The sequence below is a fragment of the Methylocystis heyeri genome (genome assembly GCF_004802635.2).
GTDB lineage: Bacteria > Pseudomonadota > Alphaproteobacteria > Rhizobiales > Beijerinckiaceae > Methylocystis > Methylocystis heyeri.
On record NZ_CP046052.1, the window covers coordinates 4,028,561 to 4,047,862 of the forward strand.

Here is a 19,302-nt window from a genome sequence, read left to right on the forward strand (position 1 = left end):
CCCAATGCGACAATCTCGCGGACAGGAATCTGCTTTTGGAGTAATTTGCGTCTGTCCCCAAGAATTGGGGCCGGCTCCGGCGGAGGCATGGGGCGGCGGGCAGGTCGATCGAACTATGTTCGAGCAATAGAATCCGCCCGCTTCCTATAATCTCGACCAAGAGCATAGAATTTATAAACTGCGCTAATGGGAGAAACTCATGACCTTGATCTCCAAATCCCTTAACAAGCCTATCTATTTTGGCCGCACGGCCGCGGCGACGGCTTTCGTTCTCCTCGCCGCCGGCGCCTTCGCCCAGACTCCCGCTCCGGCGCCTGCTCCCGCGCCCCAATCGGGCGGCGCGACGGGCCATGACATGAAAGGGATGGGCGGCATGGGTGGAATGATGGACCATGGCGCGGGCGGCGGCATGGGCCATGGCGGCGGCATGGGCATGATGGAGCACGGCGGCGGCGGCATGATGGGCCGCATGTTCTGCGGGATTTCCGAGCATATCGACGGCCGGCTCGCCTATCTGAAGGCTGAGCTCAAGCTCACCGACCAGCAGCAGACCGCCTGGAACGGCTTCGCCGATTCCTATCGCGCCGCGATGGTGAAGATCGCCAAGAACTGCGCGGACGCCGAGGCGGCGGCCGGCGCGGATCACGCTATGCCGCACGGGGTGGTGGGTCATCTGACGATGATGGAGCGCCACATGGCTGAACATCTCGAGGCGGTTCGGGCGCTCAAGGCTTCGATCGAGCCGCTATACGCCGCCCTGAACGAAGACCAGAAAAAGACCGCGGATCACGTTTTCCATCACGTCATGGGTCTCGGCATGGGCAAAATGATGGGCGGCGGCATGGGAGGCATGGACCACGGCGGCGGCATGGGCGGCATGGGTGGCATGGGAGGCATGATGGGCGGCATGAAGCACGACGGCATGGATCATGGCGGCGGCCATTAACCGTCCAAACTGATCCGACCCTCATAACCCCGAGGGCGGCCTGCCGGCGCGTCCATGCAGGCCGCCCAATTTCGCTGGACATGTCTCCAAATTAAGCGTCTTGTTGGTCGACTGCCGTCGAAGGACCCGCTCGCGCGGTCTGCGCACTCCTGTCGCAAGAGCCCGTCAATTGTTGGCGGCGCGCTCCGAACACGAGTTCGCCGGAAACGCCAATCATGTTCGTCACGATAGCGTGGTTCAAAGCAGCGTCCGGGCAAGGGCGGGGCCAATATCAATATGTCTATAAACGGAGGAAAAAAATGAAGAAGTCTATCCTGGCCGCTGCGGCTGTTCTTCTCCTGTCCGGGGCCGCCGCTCAGGCGGCGGCGGTGCGCTGGAACATCAGCGAAGAAAATTCCGGCGTGCCGAGCGCTCAGGGCGTCTGGAACGTCACCGAGGAGGGGGACAAGATTTCCGGCGCCGCCGAGCTTCAGCTCTCCAACGGCAGTCCTCTGAGCTACAAGTTCGAAGGCTCGCAGAAGGACGGAGTCTGGACCGTGAATCTGACCGACCGCACCGACGGCAAGAAGGGCTGCGTCTGGACCGGCCATGCGCCGACCGCCGGCGGCACCCAGACCACCGGCCTGCTCGGCTACGCCAATTGCGACGGCGGCGTGAAGATCATCATCCGCGCCAGTCATTGACGACCGGCCGCCTCGCCGGCGGCGATCTTCCGATCGGGGACGGGCGCTTGTCGGTCCCCGATTTTTTTTGCGCGGGTGCGGGGCTCGCTCGCTTCATGACCCCCTGATCCTTTTATCTCCCGCCGCCGAAGAAGCCCCTTACCGTCGCGAGAATGCCTTTGGGCCTCGGGGGCGGTGGCGCAGGCTCGGGCGACGCGGGCTCGGGAACGGGCTCCTGCATCCTTGCTTGTTCCGCCTTGGCCGCCGCCTCACGGTAATTGGCCAGAACCCCGATCAGCGAGGCCGCTTCGGTGAGGGAGACGAACCGGCCTTCGGCCCGGTTCTTGAGATAATCGCGCAGTCCTTCGGCGGATCGGGAGGCGCCCTGCTTCTGGAAAAAGGCGGCGGCCTGCCGCAGGGCCGGAAGATCGGAAAGCTTCTCGGCCACGGTCAGGGGGTCGGCGCCTCCCTGATCGTCCAGGATCAGCCGCGCCGCCCGAAGCTTGCGAGGGTCGGAAGTCTCGATGAGCCTGTCGAAAAGACGGGCCTGGTCCGCGACCGAAGCTTTCGGCGCCAGAAGTTCTTCCGCGCCGCAGGCCTCGGCGAAACGGTAGACCAGCGCAGCGGCGGATGGAATCTTCAGTGCCCCGGCGGCGGCGGCGCCCCACTGGGGATGCAGCACGAGCGCCGCGAACAGGGAAGGATCGAGCCGGTAGGCGCGATAGCCGCCGAGACGGGCGGCGAGCACCCGGCCCGCGGGTTCGGACTGTTTCACGAGCGCGGCGAAATTGATCAGCAGCAGGGGCGTGAGCGGCTCCCAGGGCGCAAGGCCGTCGAAGCCCCCGGCGTAATCGAGGCGCGACAGCGACGCGTTCAGCGATTGCGAGAATTTCTCCCGCCGGGCCTGAAGGCTCGCCGCGCGCTCCAATGTCGCGCGAGGAATAAAAGCGCCGAGCGCGCCGTCCGCCTCCGCAACGAAGCGCCGCAATTCCGCGGCGAGAGGATCGTCCTCGGCCAGGCGGCGCGATCGCACGCCCTCGGCCTCGACCCGGAACAGGCGAATGTCGGGCGCGTTGCCGGGAAGGCGAGGCAGGGTCCAGGCCTCGCCCGGCTCGGGACGCTGGCTGACGAGAGCGATGTCGTCCCCGAGCGCCGCGCCGTAGAAATCCAGCTCCAGCGCCACTGAGGAGGCGGTCGCTCCGGCGCCGAGGGCGCCGTTGGAGATCGAACGTCTTATCGTGAGGCCGTCCAGCGGGGCGTCCTCGGGCGCCGTGACCAGCTTCAGGAGATTGTAGACGACGACCGGCTCATGCGACCAGACCGCATCGGGAAACTCCTCGAGCTGCTCCGTCGCCTGCCGGATGTCTTCGAAGGAAAGCGGCGTTACGGCCGGCTCGCCCGCCTCGCGCTGCTCCCGTGTCCATTCGCGCAGGCGCCGGCGCTGCTGCATGACCAGCGCCACGCTGATTTGCGACAGGACATTGACGGTTTCGTCGATCGGATCGGCAAGGCGCAGCCTCAGCGTCGGCCTCGGCGCGCCGCCTTCGCGCAGCCATTGCTCCATGACGGCGAAAGGGGCCTGGCGGCGATCTTCGAAGCCGTCCGGAGGATAGTCCAACCCCTCTGCCGCGAGCCGGATCCGGGTCGGCGGAAAGAGCTGGCTCGCCGGCCAGATGCGCAGCGAGTTCTTTGAATCTTCGCCCCGCACGGCGAGGCGCCTGTGCCCGCAGGCCCATATCAGCCGCCCCCCCGCCAGGGCGAACTGCTCGCGGGCGAAACGTGGGAAGTCGTTCTGCGCGGGGCAGGAAAGACTGCGCAGGACAGGCGCCTCGGCCGCGACGCTTTCGGGCGACAGGGTGAGGGCGAGACGCCATTCGCCGAGTTCGCTCTCCTCGCCATCCTCGAGGGACAGTCTCAATTCGGCGCCGTCGGACGCGAGCAGGGCGACGAATCTGTGCCCCGGCGGCGTTCCGACGAGACAGGCCCCGGCGCGCCAGCGGGCCGCGTCGAGCCTGTCGACGAAGATCGTCTCCCCTGAAAAATCCGCGTTGCGCGAGGAGATGATCGTGAGATCGGGGCCGGCGTCCTTCAGTCGGGCGCCGTCGCCCCCCGAATCCAGAACTCCCAAAAGCAAGGCGCGGTCGCCATCCCAAAAAACGTCCAGCCGTTCCTGCCACATGGACTTTGCGCGCCCCTTCGAACCCGGTTTTCGCGAAACTATCCGCTTCAGCGGTTAGAGCCAATCCGCCGGCCTTTTACAAGCAACGGCGCTCGCGGCTGTCGGAAAGCCGCCGCGCCCGCGACGGCGATCCAAGATGCGCAGTTAAAAGGAAACCGACAAAGCTTCCATGCGACATATGCGGCCCCGGCGCGCCGAGCGACAGGATCGAAACAGTTTGCGCGCATTTTCGATTCAAAAGCCTGTCGACTTTGCTGGCGACTCGATCCGATCGAAAAAACCCTACGGCGGCGACGGCTTCCCCAGCATCCGCAACAGCGGCGGCATGGTGAGGCCTTGCGCCACGATCGAGAAGGCGACGACGCCGAATGTGACGACGATTATGTCCTGGCGCAGCGGCAGTTGCGGCGGCAGGGCGAGCGCGAGCGCGAGCGACAGAGCGCCGCGCAGGCCGCCCCACCACATGACGTTCAGCTCCTTGAGGCTAAAAGCCCAGCGCGAAGCCGAAAAACACAGTCCAAGGGGATAGACGGTCAGCGCGCGGCCGAGGAGCGCTATGCCCGCCGCGGCCAGCAGGGTCCCGATCCCATAGGCGGCGAAAGGCAGTTCCGCGGCGTCTTCCCCGATCAGCAGGAAGACGACCGAGTTGGCGAGGAAAGCGGCGAACTCCCAGAAGGAGACCACGAATTCGCGGCCCTTTGGCGTGAGGAAGGCGCTTTCCTCGCGCGAGGAGACCGCAAGGTTTCCGATGATGAGGCCGGCGATCACGGTCGCGAGAACGCCCGAGGCGTGAAGATATTCCGCGGTAAGGAACGAGCCGAACGCCACGATGGTCGTCAGGGACGCTTCGACGAGGTGATCGGAGGTTCGCCCGACCGCCAATATGGCGACGCCGCCGAAGAGCGCTCCGACCGCGACGCCGCCCGCCACGACCTGCAGAAGGTTGAACAACGCGCCGAGCGCGGTCCATCCTTCGCCCCCCGAGATCGCCCATTCGAGGCTGAGGCCGAAGAGCACGGCGGCCGCGCCGTCGTTGAGCAGGCTTTCGCTTTCGATGAGAAGGCGAAGCCGCCCTTCCATCCTGTTGTCCTTGAACATGGCGATGATGGCCACAGGATCGGTCGCCGCGATCAGCGAGCCGAACACCAGCGCGGGCGCCAAGGGCCAATGCAGGGCGAACATCATCAACGCCGTCACCGCGGCCATCGACAGCGCCGAACCCAGGGTCGCAAACAAGAGGATCGGGGCGAGATCGCGCTTCAGCTCCCGCCACTGGATCGCCAGCGCGGCCTCGAACAGCAGCGGCGGCAATATGAGGTCGAAAATAAGATCGTGGGTGAGATGCGGTCCCAGGGTTTTGGAAATGGACGCCAGGGCGGCTCCGACGAAGACGAGGCCCACCGTATAGGGCAGCTTGAGGCGGCGCGCGGCTATCGCCACCGTCATCGCCACAGCCAGCAAGGCTATGATCTGTCTCAGCCCTTCGTCCATCTTCACTGACCTCCGACCGCGGTTCTATCCTGCGTTATAGCCGAGCTTTATCTCAAAGGAGACATCATGGACCTGCCTTCGATCGATCCTCTGGTCGCGCTGGGGGTGGCGTCGTCGACCGCCGTCACCGACGCCGTCTACGTTTTCTTCAATGCGGCGGTGTCGGCCCGGCGGCGCGTCGCCGCAGCGAGCTGGAGCAGCCTCTGGTATTTGCTCTCGGCCTTCGCGGTCATCAGCTACACATCCAATTGGGCCTATGTGCTTTTTGCGGCGATCGGAGCCTGGATCGGCGGTTTCCTGTCGATCACGGCGCTGGAATATGTCGTCCCCCGGCGCGAGAAACTTCACGGCGACTGAAGATAAGGCGCTTGCGCGCCGCCGCAGCGGGCCAATGTTTCTCTTCAGGGCCGTGAATGCGGGGAGGCAGGGCATGGGGTTTTATGATCGGACCGACGCCGGAAAGCGTCTCGTCGCGCCGCTTTCGAAATACAAGGGGCAGGACGTCGTGGCGCTCGCCCTGCCGCGGGGAGGCGTCCCCGTAGCCGCGCCCATCGCCCGCGCATTGGCGGCGCCGCTCGATCTCGTCCTCGTGCGCAAGATCGGCGTTCCCTTCCAGCCCGAACTCGCCATGGGCGCGGTGGCGGACGGGGGAGTTCCTTTCGTGGTGCGCAATGAGGACGTCATTGCGGCCGCGGGGGTTTCGCAACCCCAGTTCGAGGCGGTCTGCAGCAGGGAGCTCGAAGAAATCGAGCGGCGCAGGCGCTTTTATCTCGGCGGGCGCGCGCGGCCCGAGGTCGAAGGACGCATCGCCGTCGTCGTCGACGATGGCGTCGCGACCGGCGCGACGACGCGCGCCGCCTTGCGCTCCGTGCGGGCGCGCAGGCCCAAGAAGCTCGTGCTCGCCGTGCCGGTGGCGCCGCCCGACACGCTGGCTGCGCTGGAACAGGAAGTCGACGAGGCGATATGCCTCGAGGTTCACGCGGATTTTGGGGCGATAGGCTTCTTCTACGCCGATTTCCGGCAGATCACGGATGAGGAAGTGATCGCGATCCTGGATGAATTCGGCTCTCCCGCCGCGGCGGACCGTGACGGGGCGGATTGTCGATCATGAACGCTGGCCCCGGCCCGTTCCAGGATGCGCAGGTCAGCCTCTCGGACAAGCGGCGCTTCCTGAGCGATCGCGGGAGCTACCCCCACGCGCCGCGGGAGGTGAGCGTCGTCGAAACCCATATGGCGCTGGTTTTTCTCGCCGGGGACAAGGTCTTCAAGCTCAAAAAGCCGGTGCGGTTTCCTTTTCTGGATTTCTCCACGCTGGAAGCGCGCGAAGCCATGTGCCGGGAGGAGCTGCGCCTCAATCGACGCTTGAACGACGGCCTCTATATCGGCGTGCTTTCTTTAAAGCTGTCTCCGGCGGGAGGGTTGACCTTCGGCGAAGGCGAGGTCGTCGACTGGCTGGTGGAAATGCGCCGCCTGCCGGCTGAGCGCATGCTCGATCGGCTGATCGACCGGCGCGAGGCCGGGAATGAGGAAATCGGGCTGCTTTGCCGAAAGCTCGCCGGTTTTTATGGCCGCGCGGCGCGTTCCGCGATCTCTCCGGCGGAATATTACGACCGCTTCCTTCGCGAGCAGAGAGAAAATCGCCGGATCATCGAGTCGCGGCCTTTCGCGATAGATCGCGCCCGGGCAAATGCGGTTCTCGATCGGCTCGACGACCGCCTCTGCCGAAACCGAGCCCTCCTCGAGCAGCGCGCGGCTTCGGGAAGGGTCGTCGACGGGCATGGCGATCTACGCCCCGAACATATCTGTTTTGCGGCCGACCTCGCGATTTTCGACTGCCTCGAGTTCAATGCCGCGCTGAGACAGGTAGACCCTTTCGACGAGCTGGCGTTCCTTGGCATGGAATGCGCTCTTCTGGGCGACGGTTCTTTCGGGCGCAAGGTCATCGCCGGCGTCGGCGCGGCGCTTGAAGATTCGGTGCGTCCCGAACTGGTTTCGCTTTATGCGGCATGGCGCGCGGCGCTGCGGGCCAGGCTGGCGCTCGCCCATCTGCTCGATTCGCATCCGCGCCTGCCCGAGAAATGGGAGCCGCTGGCGGCGCGCTATCTCGCCCTCGCCGAGTCGGCATTGCGCGAGGTCTGAGACGGGGCTGATCGCCTGGGGCGCATCGTCGCAAAGCTTCTCGGAGCATTCTCCGAGAAGCGCTCTGCAGGCGCTCCTCATTGATATGTATCTTCTGCAGCCTGCTGGGGCTCAGCTTTCGTCCTCGATAAGCTGCGAGAGAGACCCGCCATTATGGCATCGCTCGATCGCCTGCGCGAAAAGCCGGGCGGCGCCGACCACGCTCAGGCGATCTTTCAGCGCAGTCATGAAAGCTGGCAGCGGGACGGTGTCGGTCACGACGATGCGGTCGATCGGGGCGCCCCCAAGGGTTTTCGCGGCGCCGGACGAGAACACGCCGTGAGTCGCGGCGCACCAGACTTGCGTCGCGCCGCGGGTCTTGCAGGCCTGGGCCACGCGCGCCATGGTTCCGCCGCCCGAAATGAGATCGTCGAGCACGATGGCGATGCGGCCATCGACTTCACCGGCGAAAATATCGCCCGTGACCTCGCCCTGGCTGCGCCGCTTGTCCATGAAGGCCTTGTCCACCGGGCTCCCCAGTTTTCGTTCCAGCCGCTCGCGGAACAGCTCCGCCCTTTTTTCCCCGCCGAGGTCGGGAGATACGACGGCGACGGGCTGGTCGCCTGCGAGCCTCGCAAAATGCGAAGCAAACAGGCCGCGCGCGTCGAGATGGTCGGTGTCGCAGCGAAAGGCGTTCTGATAGGCCGCGACATTATGGGCGTCCATCGTAATGACGCGGTGGGTTCCCATCGCCTCCAGCAATTGCGCGAGATAGCGACTGGTCACGGGATCGCGCGGCTTGGTCTGCCGGTCTTTCCTCTGGTAGCAGAGATAGGGCGCCGCCAAGCAAACCTCGGCCGCGCCGGCGTCCTTCAGCGCGCCGATGAAAAACAGCAGACGGCAGAGCTTTTCGGAAACGCTGGTGTGAGGCTCCGCGCCGTGGAGGCTGGCGAGCACATAGACATCCCTGTTGCGAACATTGGACAGGGGCCGGATCTTGAATTCCCCGTCTTCGAAAGCGCGCTCCTCGTGGGGGGCGATGCCGACGCCGAGGAAGCGGGAAACCTCCGCTGCGAAGGATTTGTCCTCATCGAGGCAGAAGAGGGCGAGAGCCATGGACGTCATCCTTCACCTGCGCTGGTTGTCTTCGATCGGCAAGTTAATCGCGGCGCCGCGCACAGCCAACGCCGGCGCGGCTTTTCGTCACAACTTCACCCCTCGGGCAGGCGACCGAATTGTTTGCGCAATTCGGTCTTGGCGCGTTCGAGGATCTCTTTTCTTTCCTGCGGCAGATTTCGTCCCGCCCGGTTCAAATAAAAGGTCAGCATCGACATGGCCGAACGAAAGGGCGGGCTCTTGCGCCGCGCGCTGGCTTCCGCGGATTTCTTCAGCGACGCTGCGATTTTCTCGGGCTCGTCCAGCGCAAAGACGCCGGCGTCGAGGTCGAGCGCGTTGCTTTTGCGGGTGACCTCGCCCGACCAGTAGGCCTCGCCGGATCTGGCGTCCTTGCTACGGGGGCCGGAGGAGGGAGCTTTTGAATTGCGCTTCATAACGGGGTGCAAATGGGCGCAATGAAGAGGGTTTCTACCTTGCGGCTTCAGTCCAGATCGGTTCGCGCCAGATTTTTCTCCAGCTTCGCGCGGTCGAGTCCGCCTTCCCAGCTCGCGATGACCACGGTTGCGACGCCATTGCCGCAAAAATTGGTGAGCGCCCGGCATTCGCTCATGAATTTATCCACCCCCAGCAGCAGAGCCATTCCGGGCAAGAGCCGCGGGTCGATCGAGGCGAGCGTCGCGGCGAGGGTCACGAAGCCGGCTCCGGTCACCCCCGAGGCGCCCTTGGAGGTCAGCATGGCGACGCCGATGATCGTAAGCTCCTGCTCAGGCGACAGATCGACGCCCAGCGCCTGGGCGATGAAAATGGTCGCGAGGGTCATATAGATGTTGGTGCCGTCGAGGTTGAAGGAGTAGCCGGTCGGCACCACCAGCTTCACGATCTCGGGAGCGCAGCCGATCAGCTCCAGCTTCTGCATCAGCCTCGGCAGCGCGCTCTCGGAGGAGGACGTGCCGAGGACGATCAGCAGCTCGTCCTTGAGAAAGAACAGGAAGCGAAAGATATTGAATCCCGCGAGCTTCGCGATCAGGCCGAGGCAAAGGCAGATGAAGATGATGGAGGTGGCGTAGAAGGCGCCCACCAGCCAGCCGAGCGATACCAGGGCGCCGAGGCCGTATTTCCCGACCGTATAGGCCATGGCTCCAAAAGCGCCGATCGGCGCGACATGCATGACGAGACCGATCACCCCGAACATGGCGTGGCCGAGATCGTCGACGAAGCTGCGAAGCGCGGCGCCTCTCTCCTTCAATCCCATGAGGGAGAAGCCGAACAATATCGCGAAAAACAGAACCTGCACGATTTCCCCGTCCGCGAAGGCGAGCACGACATTGTCGGGGATGATGTGCAGCAGGCTTTCGACCGCTCCGCGCGAATGAGCCGCCTTTTCGATATAGCCCGCGGCGGCGGCGGGGTCCGCCTTGCCCGGAAAACCTGCTCCCGGCTTCAGAACGATTCCGACCAGCAGGCCTATCGCCAATGCGACGGTGGAAACGACCTCGAAATAGACGAGCGCCTTGAGTCCGACCCGGCCCACCTTCCTCGCGTCTTCTATATGGGCGATGCCCGACGACACAGTGCAGAATATGATGGGCGCGATCGCCATTTTGATGAGCTTGACGAAGCCGTCGCCGAGCGCCTTGACCCAGTCGGCCGTCGCTGCGCCTGGAAACACGGCGCCGAAAACGACCCCGAGCGCGATCGCGGCCAGCACCTGGACGTAGAGAATTTTGTGGAGAGGCTTTTGGATGGTCATGTGAGCGGAAATGCGGGAGGGGGCTGCAGTCTAGCGCGCTTTCCGATCGGAAGGAATCTCCCGATCGCGCCAGCTCCGTCGGAGAAAAATCCGTCGCCGCTTTGCGCGTCAGTCTTTCGCTCGGGAGGCCAAGGACTCTTAAACAGCTTTTTACGACAACTCTATACAGTTTTGCGATCATTAAGCGCCAAAATAAATGATTGATCCAGCAAGCAGACTGCGGCTATTCTCTGGCTTGTAATAAAAAATGAGACAACGCGGCGCGCAGCCACAAGATATGGAGGGACAAGGCGGGATGGTCACGCATATTGACACGATATTGGCGATCGACGATTCGCCGCAGTATCTCAATATGCTCCGTGCCGTGCTGTCTCCGAGGTATCGGGTGCTTCTCGGACTTGGCGGCGAGGAGGGCCTCAGACTGGCGCAGGGCGCCGAAAAACCCGATCTCGTGCTGCTGGACGTGAACATGCCGGGTGAGAATGGCTACGAGGTTCTCGCAAAATTGCGCGAGAGCGGCTGCGGAGAAATCCCCATCATATTCCTCACCGGGCAGGACAGGCCCGAAGATGAGGAGCGAGGCCTCGAGGCGGGAGCCGCCGATTATGTCTCCAAGCCGATCAGCTCGGCGATTCTTCTCGCGCGCGTGCGCAATCAGCTGGAAATGAAACGAGTGCGCGATTGGCTGAAGAGCCAGAACGCCGTGCTGGAGGAGGAAGTGTCGCGCCGGATGGCGGAGAACGACCTCACCCAGAAAGCGGCCATTCGCGCGCTCGCCCATCTCGCGGAAATGAGAGATTCCGACACCGGCGACCATGTGTTGCGGACCCAGCGCTATATCGAGCTTCTCGCGGACCTCCTGCGCGACCACCCCCGCTTTTCGCAAACCCTCACGCAACGCTACATCGATCTTCTGGTTCGCTCCGCCCCGCTGCACGACATCGGCAAGGTCGGGGTGCCGGATCACATTCTTCGCAAGCCGGGAAAACTCACGGACGAAGAATGGGAGATCATGAAGACGCACGCCAAACTAGGCAGCGATGCGATAGAATCGGCCGAGCGCGATCTCGACCGGCCGGTCGAATTCCTCGCGCTCGCAAAGGAAATCGCCCACTGGCACCATGAGAGATGGGACGGCGAAGGTTATCCCGACGGGCTCGCCGGAGAAGCCATTCCCTTGTCGGCGCGAATGATGGCTGTAGCCGACGTCTTCGATGCGCTGGCGGCCGAGCGCGTTTACAAGGAGCGGATGCCGCTCGAACAAGCGCGCCGCATCATCGCCGAGGGACGCGGCTCCCATTTCGATCCCGACATCGTGGATGTCTTCCTGGCTCAGTTCGATTCGTTCATGGAAATCGCGATGCGGTGTGATGACCAGCTGATCGAGACCCGACCGGGCGCCTTGAGGCGCCTGAACGAGCTTCCCCGGGATAGAGCCAGGCCGGAGTTTTGCGATCGGGATCCGCGCTAGGTCACCGACTCATAAATCTTATCCAGATTTTGACTGCGGCGAGTTTGGCGAGAGCGAGGTAGTTAGCGTCGTGCTTTTCGAAGCGCGTCGCTACAGCCCTGAAGTGTTTGAGCTTGTTGAAGAAGCGCTCGACGAGATTGCGGTATCGATAAAGGAAGGGGCTGAAGGCTGGGACATTAACCCGCCCCGGCATGGGCTTGATGTTGGCCCAAGCGCCTCTTTCCTCGAGAGAGCTTCGTAGGGCATCGCTGTCATAAGCGCGGTCGGCGAGCAGAATTTGGCCATCGCCAAGGCCTCCCAGCATGTCTGCGGCGCTCTTGCCATCGTGAGCCTGGCCTTCCGTGAGCTTCAGGGCGATCGGTAGGCCATTGGCGTCGACAAGCGCATGAATCTTCGTTGTCAGTCCGCCGCGCGAGCGCCCCATGCATCGGCTTGCAGAGAGGTTCCCAACGGCGGCCGGCGTTTCGCCTTCGCCCCCTTTTTACCGTTGGCGCCATGCTGATGCACCCGGATGGAGGAAGAATCGATCATTTGCAAATCGCCGTCATAGGCCTTGGAGACCGCCTCGAAGATGCGGTCCCAGACGCCAAGCCTGCGCCAGCGCACGAAGCGGTTGTAGCAGGTCGTCGCTGGTCCGTAGCGTTCGGGAATATCGGCCCAGGGCGATCCCGTTCGCAGCCGCCAATAGATGCCGTTCAGCACTTTGCGGTCGTCCGCGCGAGCAACCCCGCGCGGCTTGTTCGGCAATAGCGGCGCAATGATCGACCACTCGAAATCCGAAAGTTCATACCGGCGCTGGCTCATTCTCGCTCCTCCAAGGAGCTTGAATCACTATTCGCTTGAAAACGGAATCCCCTTTATGAGTTTGTGGCCTAGAGCGCTTCCAGCCGAAGTGGGCGCCGGTTCGGCGTGGGAAACGCGTCAAAACAAAAACAAATCTCATTGACGGAGCAAGTTCCCAAGAACCGCTTCGCACTTTTGGGGAACATGCTCTAGTCTTTGCCTGCCAGCCTGGTTTTGAGAGTCTGCACGACGACGGCGACATCGACCGGCTTCAGGAACACGCCGGACACACCGAGTTCCGACAGGCCGACCGCTCCGACAAGGGCGTCCACCGCCGTGCTGACGATATAGACAGGCGGATGATTGCCGACGTCGTTGAGGCGAGCGGCTTCGGAAAGGCCGTCGACATCCTGATCCACCATGAGGTCGAAAAGCACGGCGTCGGGCTTCACCCGGGAGACAGTGCGTATCCCCTCGGCGCTGTTGGCTGCCTCGCCGACGCTGAAACCCGAGGCCTCCAGCGCATTGCGGAGTATGGAGCGGGCATGGGGATCTGAGTCCACCAGCAGGACGATCCTGCGTTTCTCGCCCATGCCTATGTTCATCGCGGGCCTCCGGTCTGGGCGCAGATTTCGTCGCGCAGGAACGCGACCGCCCGTTCGAGATTGGCGGCGGCGCCCGGGGAAAGAGCCTCGCCGAGGCCGAACTCATAGCCGCGCACGCCGATCAGGCGGGCTTCCGGCGCTGCGCCGCAGCATCCGGCGGTGATGGCGAGCAGCGTCTCGGGCGTCAAATGGTGGCTGTCGAAGGCGATCTGCGAAGCCGGCTGCACCCGTCGATCATCGAATGGTTCGGCGCCGTTCTTCGCCGAATCGACGAACCAGACCAGATCGTGAGCCGCAATCTCGATCGAGTCCTCGATCGAAAGCTGATAGGGATCGTCGACCGACACATTGGCCAGTTCGAGCCCTGAGATGCGCGCCGCGACGGCGGGGCCCAGCCCATCGTCCATGCGTCCGGGATTGCCATAGCCGATCACCAGGATGCGCAACGGTTTTTGATCCGCGACCGCGTTCATTGCTTGACCTTCCGATCGACGACCTCGCCCGCCGCGTCTTCCAGGGTCACGATCAGGGGCATCTGGCCGAGAGCGTGGGTGGCGCAGGACAGGCAGGGATCATAGGCCCTGATCGCGACTTCTATGTGGTTGAGCAGGCCCTCCGTGATTTCCTGGCCGGAAAGATATGTCGTCGCGACGCTCGCGACGGCGCGGTTGAGCGCTTCATTGTTGCTTGTCGTGGAGACGATCAGATTGGCCCTCGTGACCTGATCGCGCTCATCGACCTCATAATGGTGGATGAGCGTTCCACGCGGCGCTTCGATGCAGGAAACGCCGCTCCCGCGCCGCTGGCCCGAAAGGATCAGATCGTCCCCCTGGAGATCGTCGTCGAACAGAAGCTGCTGGATCTTCTCGGCGCTGTGCACGAGACAGATCAGCCTCGCGTAGTGATAGGCGAGGGTGGCGTGCACGGGCCGTCCGGCGCCGATATTCATGAACAGGCGCCGTTCCGCTTCGGCGATGGGCGTATCGATCGAAGCGGCGCAGTTGAGCTGGGCCAGCGGACCCACGCGATACCAGCCCTGATCGCGCCCGAGCGATCTTATGTGCGGAAACTTCATGAAGCTCCAGGGCCGAACCTCCTCGATGAGCTGCTCGCGGTAGAGGCAAGGCTCGACGCCGTCGAAAATGACGCCGCCGGCGGAATCGATCGCGCGCAGGGTCCCGTCGTAGAGATCCATGACGCCGTTTGCGCCGACGAGGCTGAGATAATTGGATTCGAAATAAGCGAAATCCTTATGTTCAGCTTCTCTCTCGGCGACGATTTGCTTGAGCTTGTCGAGGGCGAGCAGGCACCAGGAAAGAATCTGTTCGATGTCGCGCCTCAGCGCGTCGCGGCTTTCCACGCAGAGGTTTTGGGTCACGCCGCCGGGAACCGCGCTGGTCGGATGGATCTTCTTGCCGCCGGTGGCCTTGATGACTTCCTGTCCGTATTTGCGAATGAAAATCGCCCATTTCCCGATTTCCGGAAAAGTTTCGAGAACCGAGACGATGTTTCGCTTCTCGGCGGGCGCGCCGAACCCGAACAGCAGGTCGGGCGAAGCGAGATGAAAAATATGAAGCGCGTTGGATTGCAGCAACTGACCGTAATGCATCAGCCGGCGAAGCTTGTCCGCGGTCGGGGTGACCGCATCCACCCCGGCGATCGCGTCCATCGCCTTGGCCGCGGCGAGATGATGGCTCACCGGACATATGCCGCAGAGCCGCTGGACGATGACCGGAACCTCCCAATAAAGCTTGCCCTGGATGAAGCGCTCGAAGCCGCGGAATTCGACCACGTGAAAGCGCGCTTCCTGCACTTTTCCGGCCTCGTCGAGGCGTATCGTCACTTTGCCGTGGCCCTCGACGCGGGTCACGGGATCGATCTCCAGCTTGCGCGCTCGTGACACGGTAGAAGGTTCGCTCATGCGTCGTTCCTTTGGAAAAGCGCGGCGTTCAGGGTCAGTCGTATTTGAACTGGCGATAGGGCAGGCTCGGCTCGTGGCCGGTGAGCAGGGCCTTGAAGAAAGACCAGATGGCGTCCCCGGAAGGCGGACAGCCGGGCAGGAAATAGTCGATTCTAACCACCTCATGGGCCGGATAGACCTTGTCGAGCAGGAGGGGCAGGTCCTCGTCGCCGGGGATGACGCCTTTACCTTCGACGGTCGGGCCGTTGAGATAGGCTTCTTCCAGACATTCCTTGAGGCCCACCGTGTTCCGCATCGCCGGAACATTGCCGTTCAGGGCGCAGGCTCCCACCGAGACGAGGATGCGGCAGTTTTTCCGGAACTCGGTCAGCGTGCGAATATGATGGTCGCTGGAGCAGCCGCCTTCGATGAAACCGATGTCGACTTCCCGATCGAATTCTTTTTTGTCCGTCAGCGGGGATTTGTCGAATTCAACTAGGTCGACGAGTTCGACCAGGCGTTCGTCGATATCGAGCAGCGACATATGGCAACCGAAACACCCGGTCAGGGAGCAGGTGGCCAATCTCGGTTTCGTCATTGGATCGTTCCTTTGGAACTCGCCGCGATGCGGCCCCGCCAGGGCCGGACTATTTTGGCTTGGCGCCGCTTTTGTTTTCGATGTCGGAGCCTATAGGGGTCACATCGAAGCGTCTTAGGCCGACCGGCGTGCGATAGCCCGTCCGCTTGATGACGATGCAACCCACCGGGCATATTTTCGCCGCCTTGTCGATCGCGGAAAAAGTCGTCTCGTCGAGTTCCGCTTTGGCGTCGATGTTCAGTCTCATGCCCAATCCGCGCCCCGCGAAACCGAACACGGATTTGCCGTCCAAATCGCGCGAGGCGCGGATGCAGCGGGAGCACAGCACACAGGTGTTGCGGTCGATGAACACGTCCGGATGCGAGGCGTCGATTTCATATCTCTGCCATTGATAGGGCAGCGAAGGCGAGGGGATATCGAGCCGATAGGCCAGCGCCTGCAATTCGCAGTCGCCGCTCTTCTCGCAGGTCGCGCAAATGTGATTGCCTTCCACGAACAGCATGTTGAGCACGACGCGGCGGTCGTTGTTGAGTTCCTCATTGTCGCTTATCACCACCATTCCCGGCGCCGCCGGCATGGTGCAGGCGCTGGCGCGGCGCCCGTCGATATAGCAGGAGCACAGCTTGCAGTGCCCGGCGGGCTTCAGATCCGGGTGATGACAAAGCCGAGGGATATAAATGCCGGCGGCGTCGCAGGCGGCGATGATGGTCTGGCCGGGCTCCGCCCGCACCTGCCGTCCGTCCACGGTGAAGAAAAATTCCTGGCCGTTCATTCTTCCTCCGCGCCGACCAGGCCGCGCCCCTGGAGGGCCTGTGCTTGGATCAAAGTCTCCGAAAGCAGGAAGCGCGGCAGGAAATCTTGGGCTTGCAGGAGCGCCTCATAGGCTTCGGGAAAGTTTCGCATCGTGCTGAGAATAGGGTTGGGCGCGCTCTGGCCGAGCCCGCACCGGCTGGTGCGGGCGACGCTGCGCGCGAGGCCGTCGAGAGCGGTCACGTCACTGAGCGTTCCGCGCCTCCTCAAAATCTTCTCCAGATCCTGCCGGAGCAGGGTGGTGCCGACCCGGCACGGGACGCACCATCCGCAGGATTCGTCTGCGAAGAATTCGGTAAATTGCAGGGCCGTGGCGAGCACGTCGCGCTCTGGACCGAACGCCATGACGGAGCCGCCGGTGGAGAGGTCTTCGTAAGCGATGCGCCTGCCGTAATCCTTGGGCCCGACGCATTGTCCCGAAGGGCCGCCGACCTGGACGAAGCGGGCGTCGGGCGCGCCCACGAGATCGAGGAGTTCGTTGAGCGTCGTCCCGAAGGGCAGTTCATAAACGCCGGGATGCGCGCAATCGCCGCTGACGCTCAAGAGCTTGGTTCCCGCCGACTCGGCCGTGCCGAAGCTGCAGAACCAGGCTGCGCCTCTTTCCATGATGCGGGAGGCGCAGGCGAAGGTTTCCACATTGTCGACAGCCGTCGGACATCCGAGATAGCCGCGATCGGTCGGGAAGGGCGGGCGGTCGCGCGGCGCGCCTCTCTTGCCTTCGAGCGACTCGATCAGCGCGGATTCTTCTCCGCAGATATAGGCGCCCGCGCCGAGCTGGATGCGAATGTCGAAATCGAAGCCCTCGACGCCGCAGATGTCGGTTCCGAGAAGTCCGTAGCGCCGGCGCCGGTCGATTTCCTGCGTGAGCCTCGCCTCGAGACAGGCATATTCGCCGCGCAGATAAATGACGCCCTGCCGTGCGCCCAGCGCATGGGCGGCGATCGCCATGCCGTCCAGCACGAGGCCGGGGGCCAGCGTGAGAAGCGCGCGGTCCTTGAATGTGCCGGGCTCGCCTTCGTCGGCGTTGCAGACGACATAGCGCGCTTCGGCCTGCGCCTGTCGGCACAGGCGCCATTTGAGCCCGGTCGGAAAACCGGCGCCTCCCCGCCCGCGCAGTCTCGCTTTCGTAATCTCCTTGACGACGCCGTCGGGGGAAAGCCTGAGGGCGTTCTTTATGGCGTCGGCGCCGCCTGAGGAATTGTCGAACAGGATGGGGCCGGGACGGATCAGCTTGATCGGCGCCTGCGCGCGCGCGAGGCTCGATGCGTCCGATCCCGGGAACAAGGGCAGCGGGTTTGTGCTGTCGCGGTTGCGCCGCAGCTCTGCGACGATCGGTCCCGCCTCGAAAGGCGCCAAAGCGGGAAAGGGAGCGCCGTTGATCAGCGCGGACGGCTCCTGATCCGCCATTCCCAGATCGCTCGCCCAATCGAGGGAAAAATCCCCATCGGCCGAGGTCCCGCCGATTTGCGCGCCTGTGGCCTGGGCGAAGGCGCGGGCGACGTCCTCCGCGCCCTTCATCATGGAGACCGGAGTCCGGGCGAGGCGAATATGGAACCGCCCCTTGGGCTCGCGGTTGAAAAAGGAATAAAACGACGCGACGTCTTCGACCTCGGCCGGATGACACTGCAGAACGGCGGCGATGGTTTCCACCGCGCGCCGGTCGAGAAAGCCGAGGCGGCTGTGGATATGCTGCAGCATGTCGAGGAGCCGATGGCGCTCGCCACCGAATTTCCGGGCGGCCTCCTCGATCGTCGCTGCGTAGTCCTGGTCCGCAAGATCCATCCCTCGCCCCTCCCGCGCGCCGGGCTCGTCTCCGGCGCTTATTCCGCCTGCATGAAATCATGGACGCGATCGGAAATGCCAAAGAGCCGAAATCTATCGGAGCGAAAGTGAAACGCGCCGGCTCAAAAAGCCCCGCCGGCGCGCGACAGGACGGCGAAGCTACAATGAATCATCACGTTTAATGTGACAGAAATCAACCGTTCGTCGGATCGCCGCAGCTGCGCCGTTCGGGACTGCGGCGGACAAGAGGTCGCATCCCCCAAAGGGGCTTCGCGCCTCACTTGAGAAGCGCAAGACGCCCGCCATCTAAGTCCATGCGCCGCAGATTGATTTAGAGCGGCGCGAGCGGACGCGCCAGCCGTCTGGAAGGAGAGTTTGAAGCAGGCTCTGCAGGCCTGGCTGGCTGTCTTGATTTTGGAGGGAAATATGGCGGATAAGGAAAGCAACGTGCCCGTCAAGTCGGGTTCTGGAGCGCCCTCGCTCTATTCCGATTTTTTCGACTGGCATCCCTTTGGCTCCTTGAGGCGGCAGATCAATAATCTTTTCAACGAATTCACTCCTGCCGGAAAGACCGAGCTCGAGCCCTTCGAGCGTTTCTTCGCGCAAGGGTCGACCATGCCTGCGGTCGATGTCGTTGAAAAAGACAAGGAATTCGCAATCACCGCGGAACTGCCGGGACTCGACGAGAAAAACGTCGAGGTGAAACTCGCCAACGGCTGCCTCGTCATAAGCGGGGAGAAAAAAGACGAGCGGGAGGAAAAAGAGAAGGGCTATTACTTCTCGGAGCGGCGCTACGGCTCGTTCCGGCGCGCTTTCAGAATTCCCGAAGGCGTCGACGCCGACAAGATCGAGGCCGCGTTCGACAAGGGCGTTCTGACCGTAAAGCTGCCGAAGACGGACGAAGCGCAGAAAGCCGAAAAGAAAATCGACATCAAAGCGAAATAGCCGCCGCTCTGCGTCGACGCTTGCCGCCGGGGCGTCCGCCGCGCTCCGGCGTCCGCGTCGGCTCGCGCTGTCTTCAAGGCGGCGCGGGCGCTGCGACAAACTTATTGCTTGCCGCAAAGGGCTGTTCCGATAGACTTCGGCTCATC

Annotated in this window: 19 protein-coding genes; 7 read left to right on the forward strand and 12 right to left on the reverse strand. The window is 63.2% G+C overall.

What is annotated here, in order from left to right:
- The first annotated feature begins 199 nt into the window (after nucleotides 1-199).
- Together H2LOC_RS18170 and H2LOC_RS18175 are read left to right on the forward strand one after the other, a co-directional pair.
- Nucleotides 200-946 (forward strand): Spy/CpxP family protein refolding chaperone, encoded by a 747-nt coding sequence (locus H2LOC_RS18170; protein WP_136497306.1) that lies wholly within the window; start codon nucleotides 200-202, stop codon nucleotides 944-946.
- Between the two features lie 299 nt (nucleotides 947-1,245).
- Entirely contained in the window at nucleotides 1,246-1,629 is a 384-nt protein-coding gene (locus H2LOC_RS18175; protein ID WP_136497305.1) for a hypothetical protein, read from the forward strand.
- 112 nt (nucleotides 1,630-1,741) lie between these two features.
- Here the strand turns inward: H2LOC_RS18175 and H2LOC_RS18180 are convergent, their stop codons facing one another.
- Nucleotides 1,742-3,787: a hypothetical protein gene (locus H2LOC_RS18180; protein ID WP_136497304.1), complete on the reverse strand. Its 2,046-nt coding sequence runs from the start codon at nucleotides 3,785-3,787 to the stop codon at nucleotides 1,742-1,744.
- Between the two features lie 282 nt (nucleotides 3,788-4,069).
- Entirely contained in the window at nucleotides 4,070-5,278 is a 1,209-nt protein-coding gene (locus H2LOC_RS18185) for a cation:proton antiporter (protein ID WP_136497303.1), read from the reverse strand.
- A gap of 66 nt (nucleotides 5,279-5,344) precedes the next feature.
- Between H2LOC_RS18185 and H2LOC_RS18190 the strand changes: the two genes are divergently transcribed.
- The 3 genes from H2LOC_RS18190 to H2LOC_RS18200 all read left to right on the forward strand — a co-directional run bounded on the left by H2LOC_RS18190 (nucleotide 5,345) and on the right by H2LOC_RS18200 (nucleotide 7,417).
- Nucleotides 5,345-5,635 carry a hypothetical protein gene (locus H2LOC_RS18190; RefSeq protein WP_154331715.1) on the forward strand — a complete coding sequence of 97 codons (291 nt, stop codon included), beginning with the start codon at nucleotides 5,345-5,347 and terminating at the stop codon, nucleotides 5,633-5,635.
- Nucleotides 5,636-5,708: 73 nt separating this feature from the next.
- Nucleotides 5,709-6,389, forward strand: coding sequence for a phosphoribosyltransferase (locus H2LOC_RS18195; RefSeq protein WP_136497302.1), 681 nt, complete (start codon nucleotides 5,709-5,711; stop codon nucleotides 6,387-6,389).
- On the forward strand, nucleotides 6,386-7,417 hold the full coding sequence (locus H2LOC_RS18200; RefSeq protein ID WP_246206883.1) for a hypothetical protein: 1,032 nt from the start codon (nucleotides 6,386-6,388) through the stop codon (nucleotides 7,415-7,417). Before H2LOC_RS18195 ends, H2LOC_RS18200 begins: the two co-directional genes overlap by 4 nt.
- 111 nt (nucleotides 7,418-7,528) lie before the next feature.
- On the opposite strand, the gene H2LOC_RS18205 is transcribed toward H2LOC_RS18200, so the two are convergent.
- The 3 genes from H2LOC_RS18205 to dctA all read right to left on the reverse strand — a co-directional run bounded on the left by H2LOC_RS18205 (nucleotide 7,529) and on the right by dctA (nucleotide 10,262).
- Nucleotides 7,529-8,512, reverse strand: a complete 984-nt coding sequence (locus tag H2LOC_RS18205; protein ID WP_202620495.1) for a ribose-phosphate diphosphokinase — start codon at nucleotides 8,510-8,512, stop codon at nucleotides 7,529-7,531.
- 95 nt (nucleotides 8,513-8,607) lie between these two features.
- Nucleotides 8,608-8,946 (reverse strand): DUF3175 domain-containing protein, encoded by a 339-nt coding sequence (locus H2LOC_RS18210; RefSeq protein WP_136497300.1) that lies wholly within the window; start codon nucleotides 8,944-8,946, stop codon nucleotides 8,608-8,610.
- Between the two features lie 47 nt (nucleotides 8,947-8,993).
- Entirely contained in the window at nucleotides 8,994-10,262 is a 1,269-nt protein-coding gene (gene dctA / locus H2LOC_RS18215; RefSeq protein WP_136497299.1) for a C4-dicarboxylate transporter DctA, read from the reverse strand.
- Nucleotides 10,263-10,557: 295 nt separating this feature from the next.
- Here dctA and H2LOC_RS18220 point away from each other — a divergent pair, with 295 nt between their 5' ends.
- Entirely contained in the window at nucleotides 10,558-11,733 is a 1,176-nt protein-coding gene (locus H2LOC_RS18220; protein ID WP_136497298.1) for an HD-GYP domain-containing protein, read from the forward strand.
- Between the two features lies 1 nt (nucleotide 11,734).
- Here H2LOC_RS18220 and H2LOC_RS18225 read toward each other — a convergent pair.
- The 7 genes from H2LOC_RS18225 to H2LOC_RS18255 form a co-directional block, all read right to left on the reverse strand.
- A protein-coding gene (locus H2LOC_RS18225) for an IS5 family transposase (RefSeq protein ID WP_425487309.1) occupies nucleotides 11,735-12,537 on the reverse strand; the annotation gives its coding sequence in 2 pieces (ribosomal slippage) (nucleotides 11,735-12,208 and nucleotides 12,211-12,537; 801 coding nt in all).
- A 188-nt stretch (nucleotides 12,538-12,725) separates the two neighbouring features.
- On the reverse strand, nucleotides 12,726-13,121 hold the full coding sequence (locus H2LOC_RS18230) for a response regulator (protein ID WP_136497297.1): 396 nt from the start codon (nucleotides 13,119-13,121) through the stop codon (nucleotides 12,726-12,728).
- Nucleotides 13,118-13,594: a hydrogenase maturation protease gene (locus H2LOC_RS18235; RefSeq protein ID WP_136497296.1), complete on the reverse strand. Its 477-nt coding sequence runs from the start codon at nucleotides 13,592-13,594 to the stop codon at nucleotides 13,118-13,120. Before H2LOC_RS18235 ends, H2LOC_RS18230 begins: the two co-directional genes overlap by 4 nt.
- On the reverse strand, nucleotides 13,591-15,042 hold the full coding sequence (locus tag H2LOC_RS18240; RefSeq protein WP_136497295.1) for a Ni/Fe hydrogenase subunit alpha: 1,452 nt from the start codon (nucleotides 15,040-15,042) through the stop codon (nucleotides 13,591-13,593). The genes H2LOC_RS18235 and H2LOC_RS18240 overlap by 4 nt, the downstream gene beginning before the upstream one ends.
- 34 nt (nucleotides 15,043-15,076) lie before the next feature.
- A complete protein-coding gene (locus H2LOC_RS18245; protein WP_246206884.1) occupies nucleotides 15,077-15,619 on the reverse strand; it encodes an NADH-quinone oxidoreductase subunit B family protein in 543 nt (180 codons plus the stop codon).
- A 49-nt stretch (nucleotides 15,620-15,668) separates the two neighbouring features.
- On the reverse strand, nucleotides 15,669-16,391 hold the full coding sequence (locus tag H2LOC_RS18250; protein WP_136497294.1) for a 2Fe-2S iron-sulfur cluster-binding protein: 723 nt from the start codon (nucleotides 16,389-16,391) through the stop codon (nucleotides 15,669-15,671).
- Complete coding sequence (locus tag H2LOC_RS18255) at nucleotides 16,388-18,211, reverse strand: NAD(P)H-dependent oxidoreductase subunit E (RefSeq protein ID WP_154331716.1); 1,824 nt, start codon at nucleotides 18,209-18,211, stop codon at nucleotides 16,388-16,390. The genes H2LOC_RS18250 and H2LOC_RS18255 overlap by 4 nt, the downstream gene beginning before the upstream one ends.
- Before the next feature lie 426 nt (nucleotides 18,212-18,637).
- On the opposite strand from H2LOC_RS18255, the gene H2LOC_RS18260 reads away from it, so the two are divergent.
- On the forward strand, nucleotides 18,638-19,156 hold the full coding sequence (locus H2LOC_RS18260; RefSeq protein WP_136497293.1) for an Hsp20/alpha crystallin family protein: 519 nt from the start codon (nucleotides 18,638-18,640) through the stop codon (nucleotides 19,154-19,156).
- The last annotated feature ends 146 nt before the right edge of the window (nucleotides 19,157-19,302 follow it).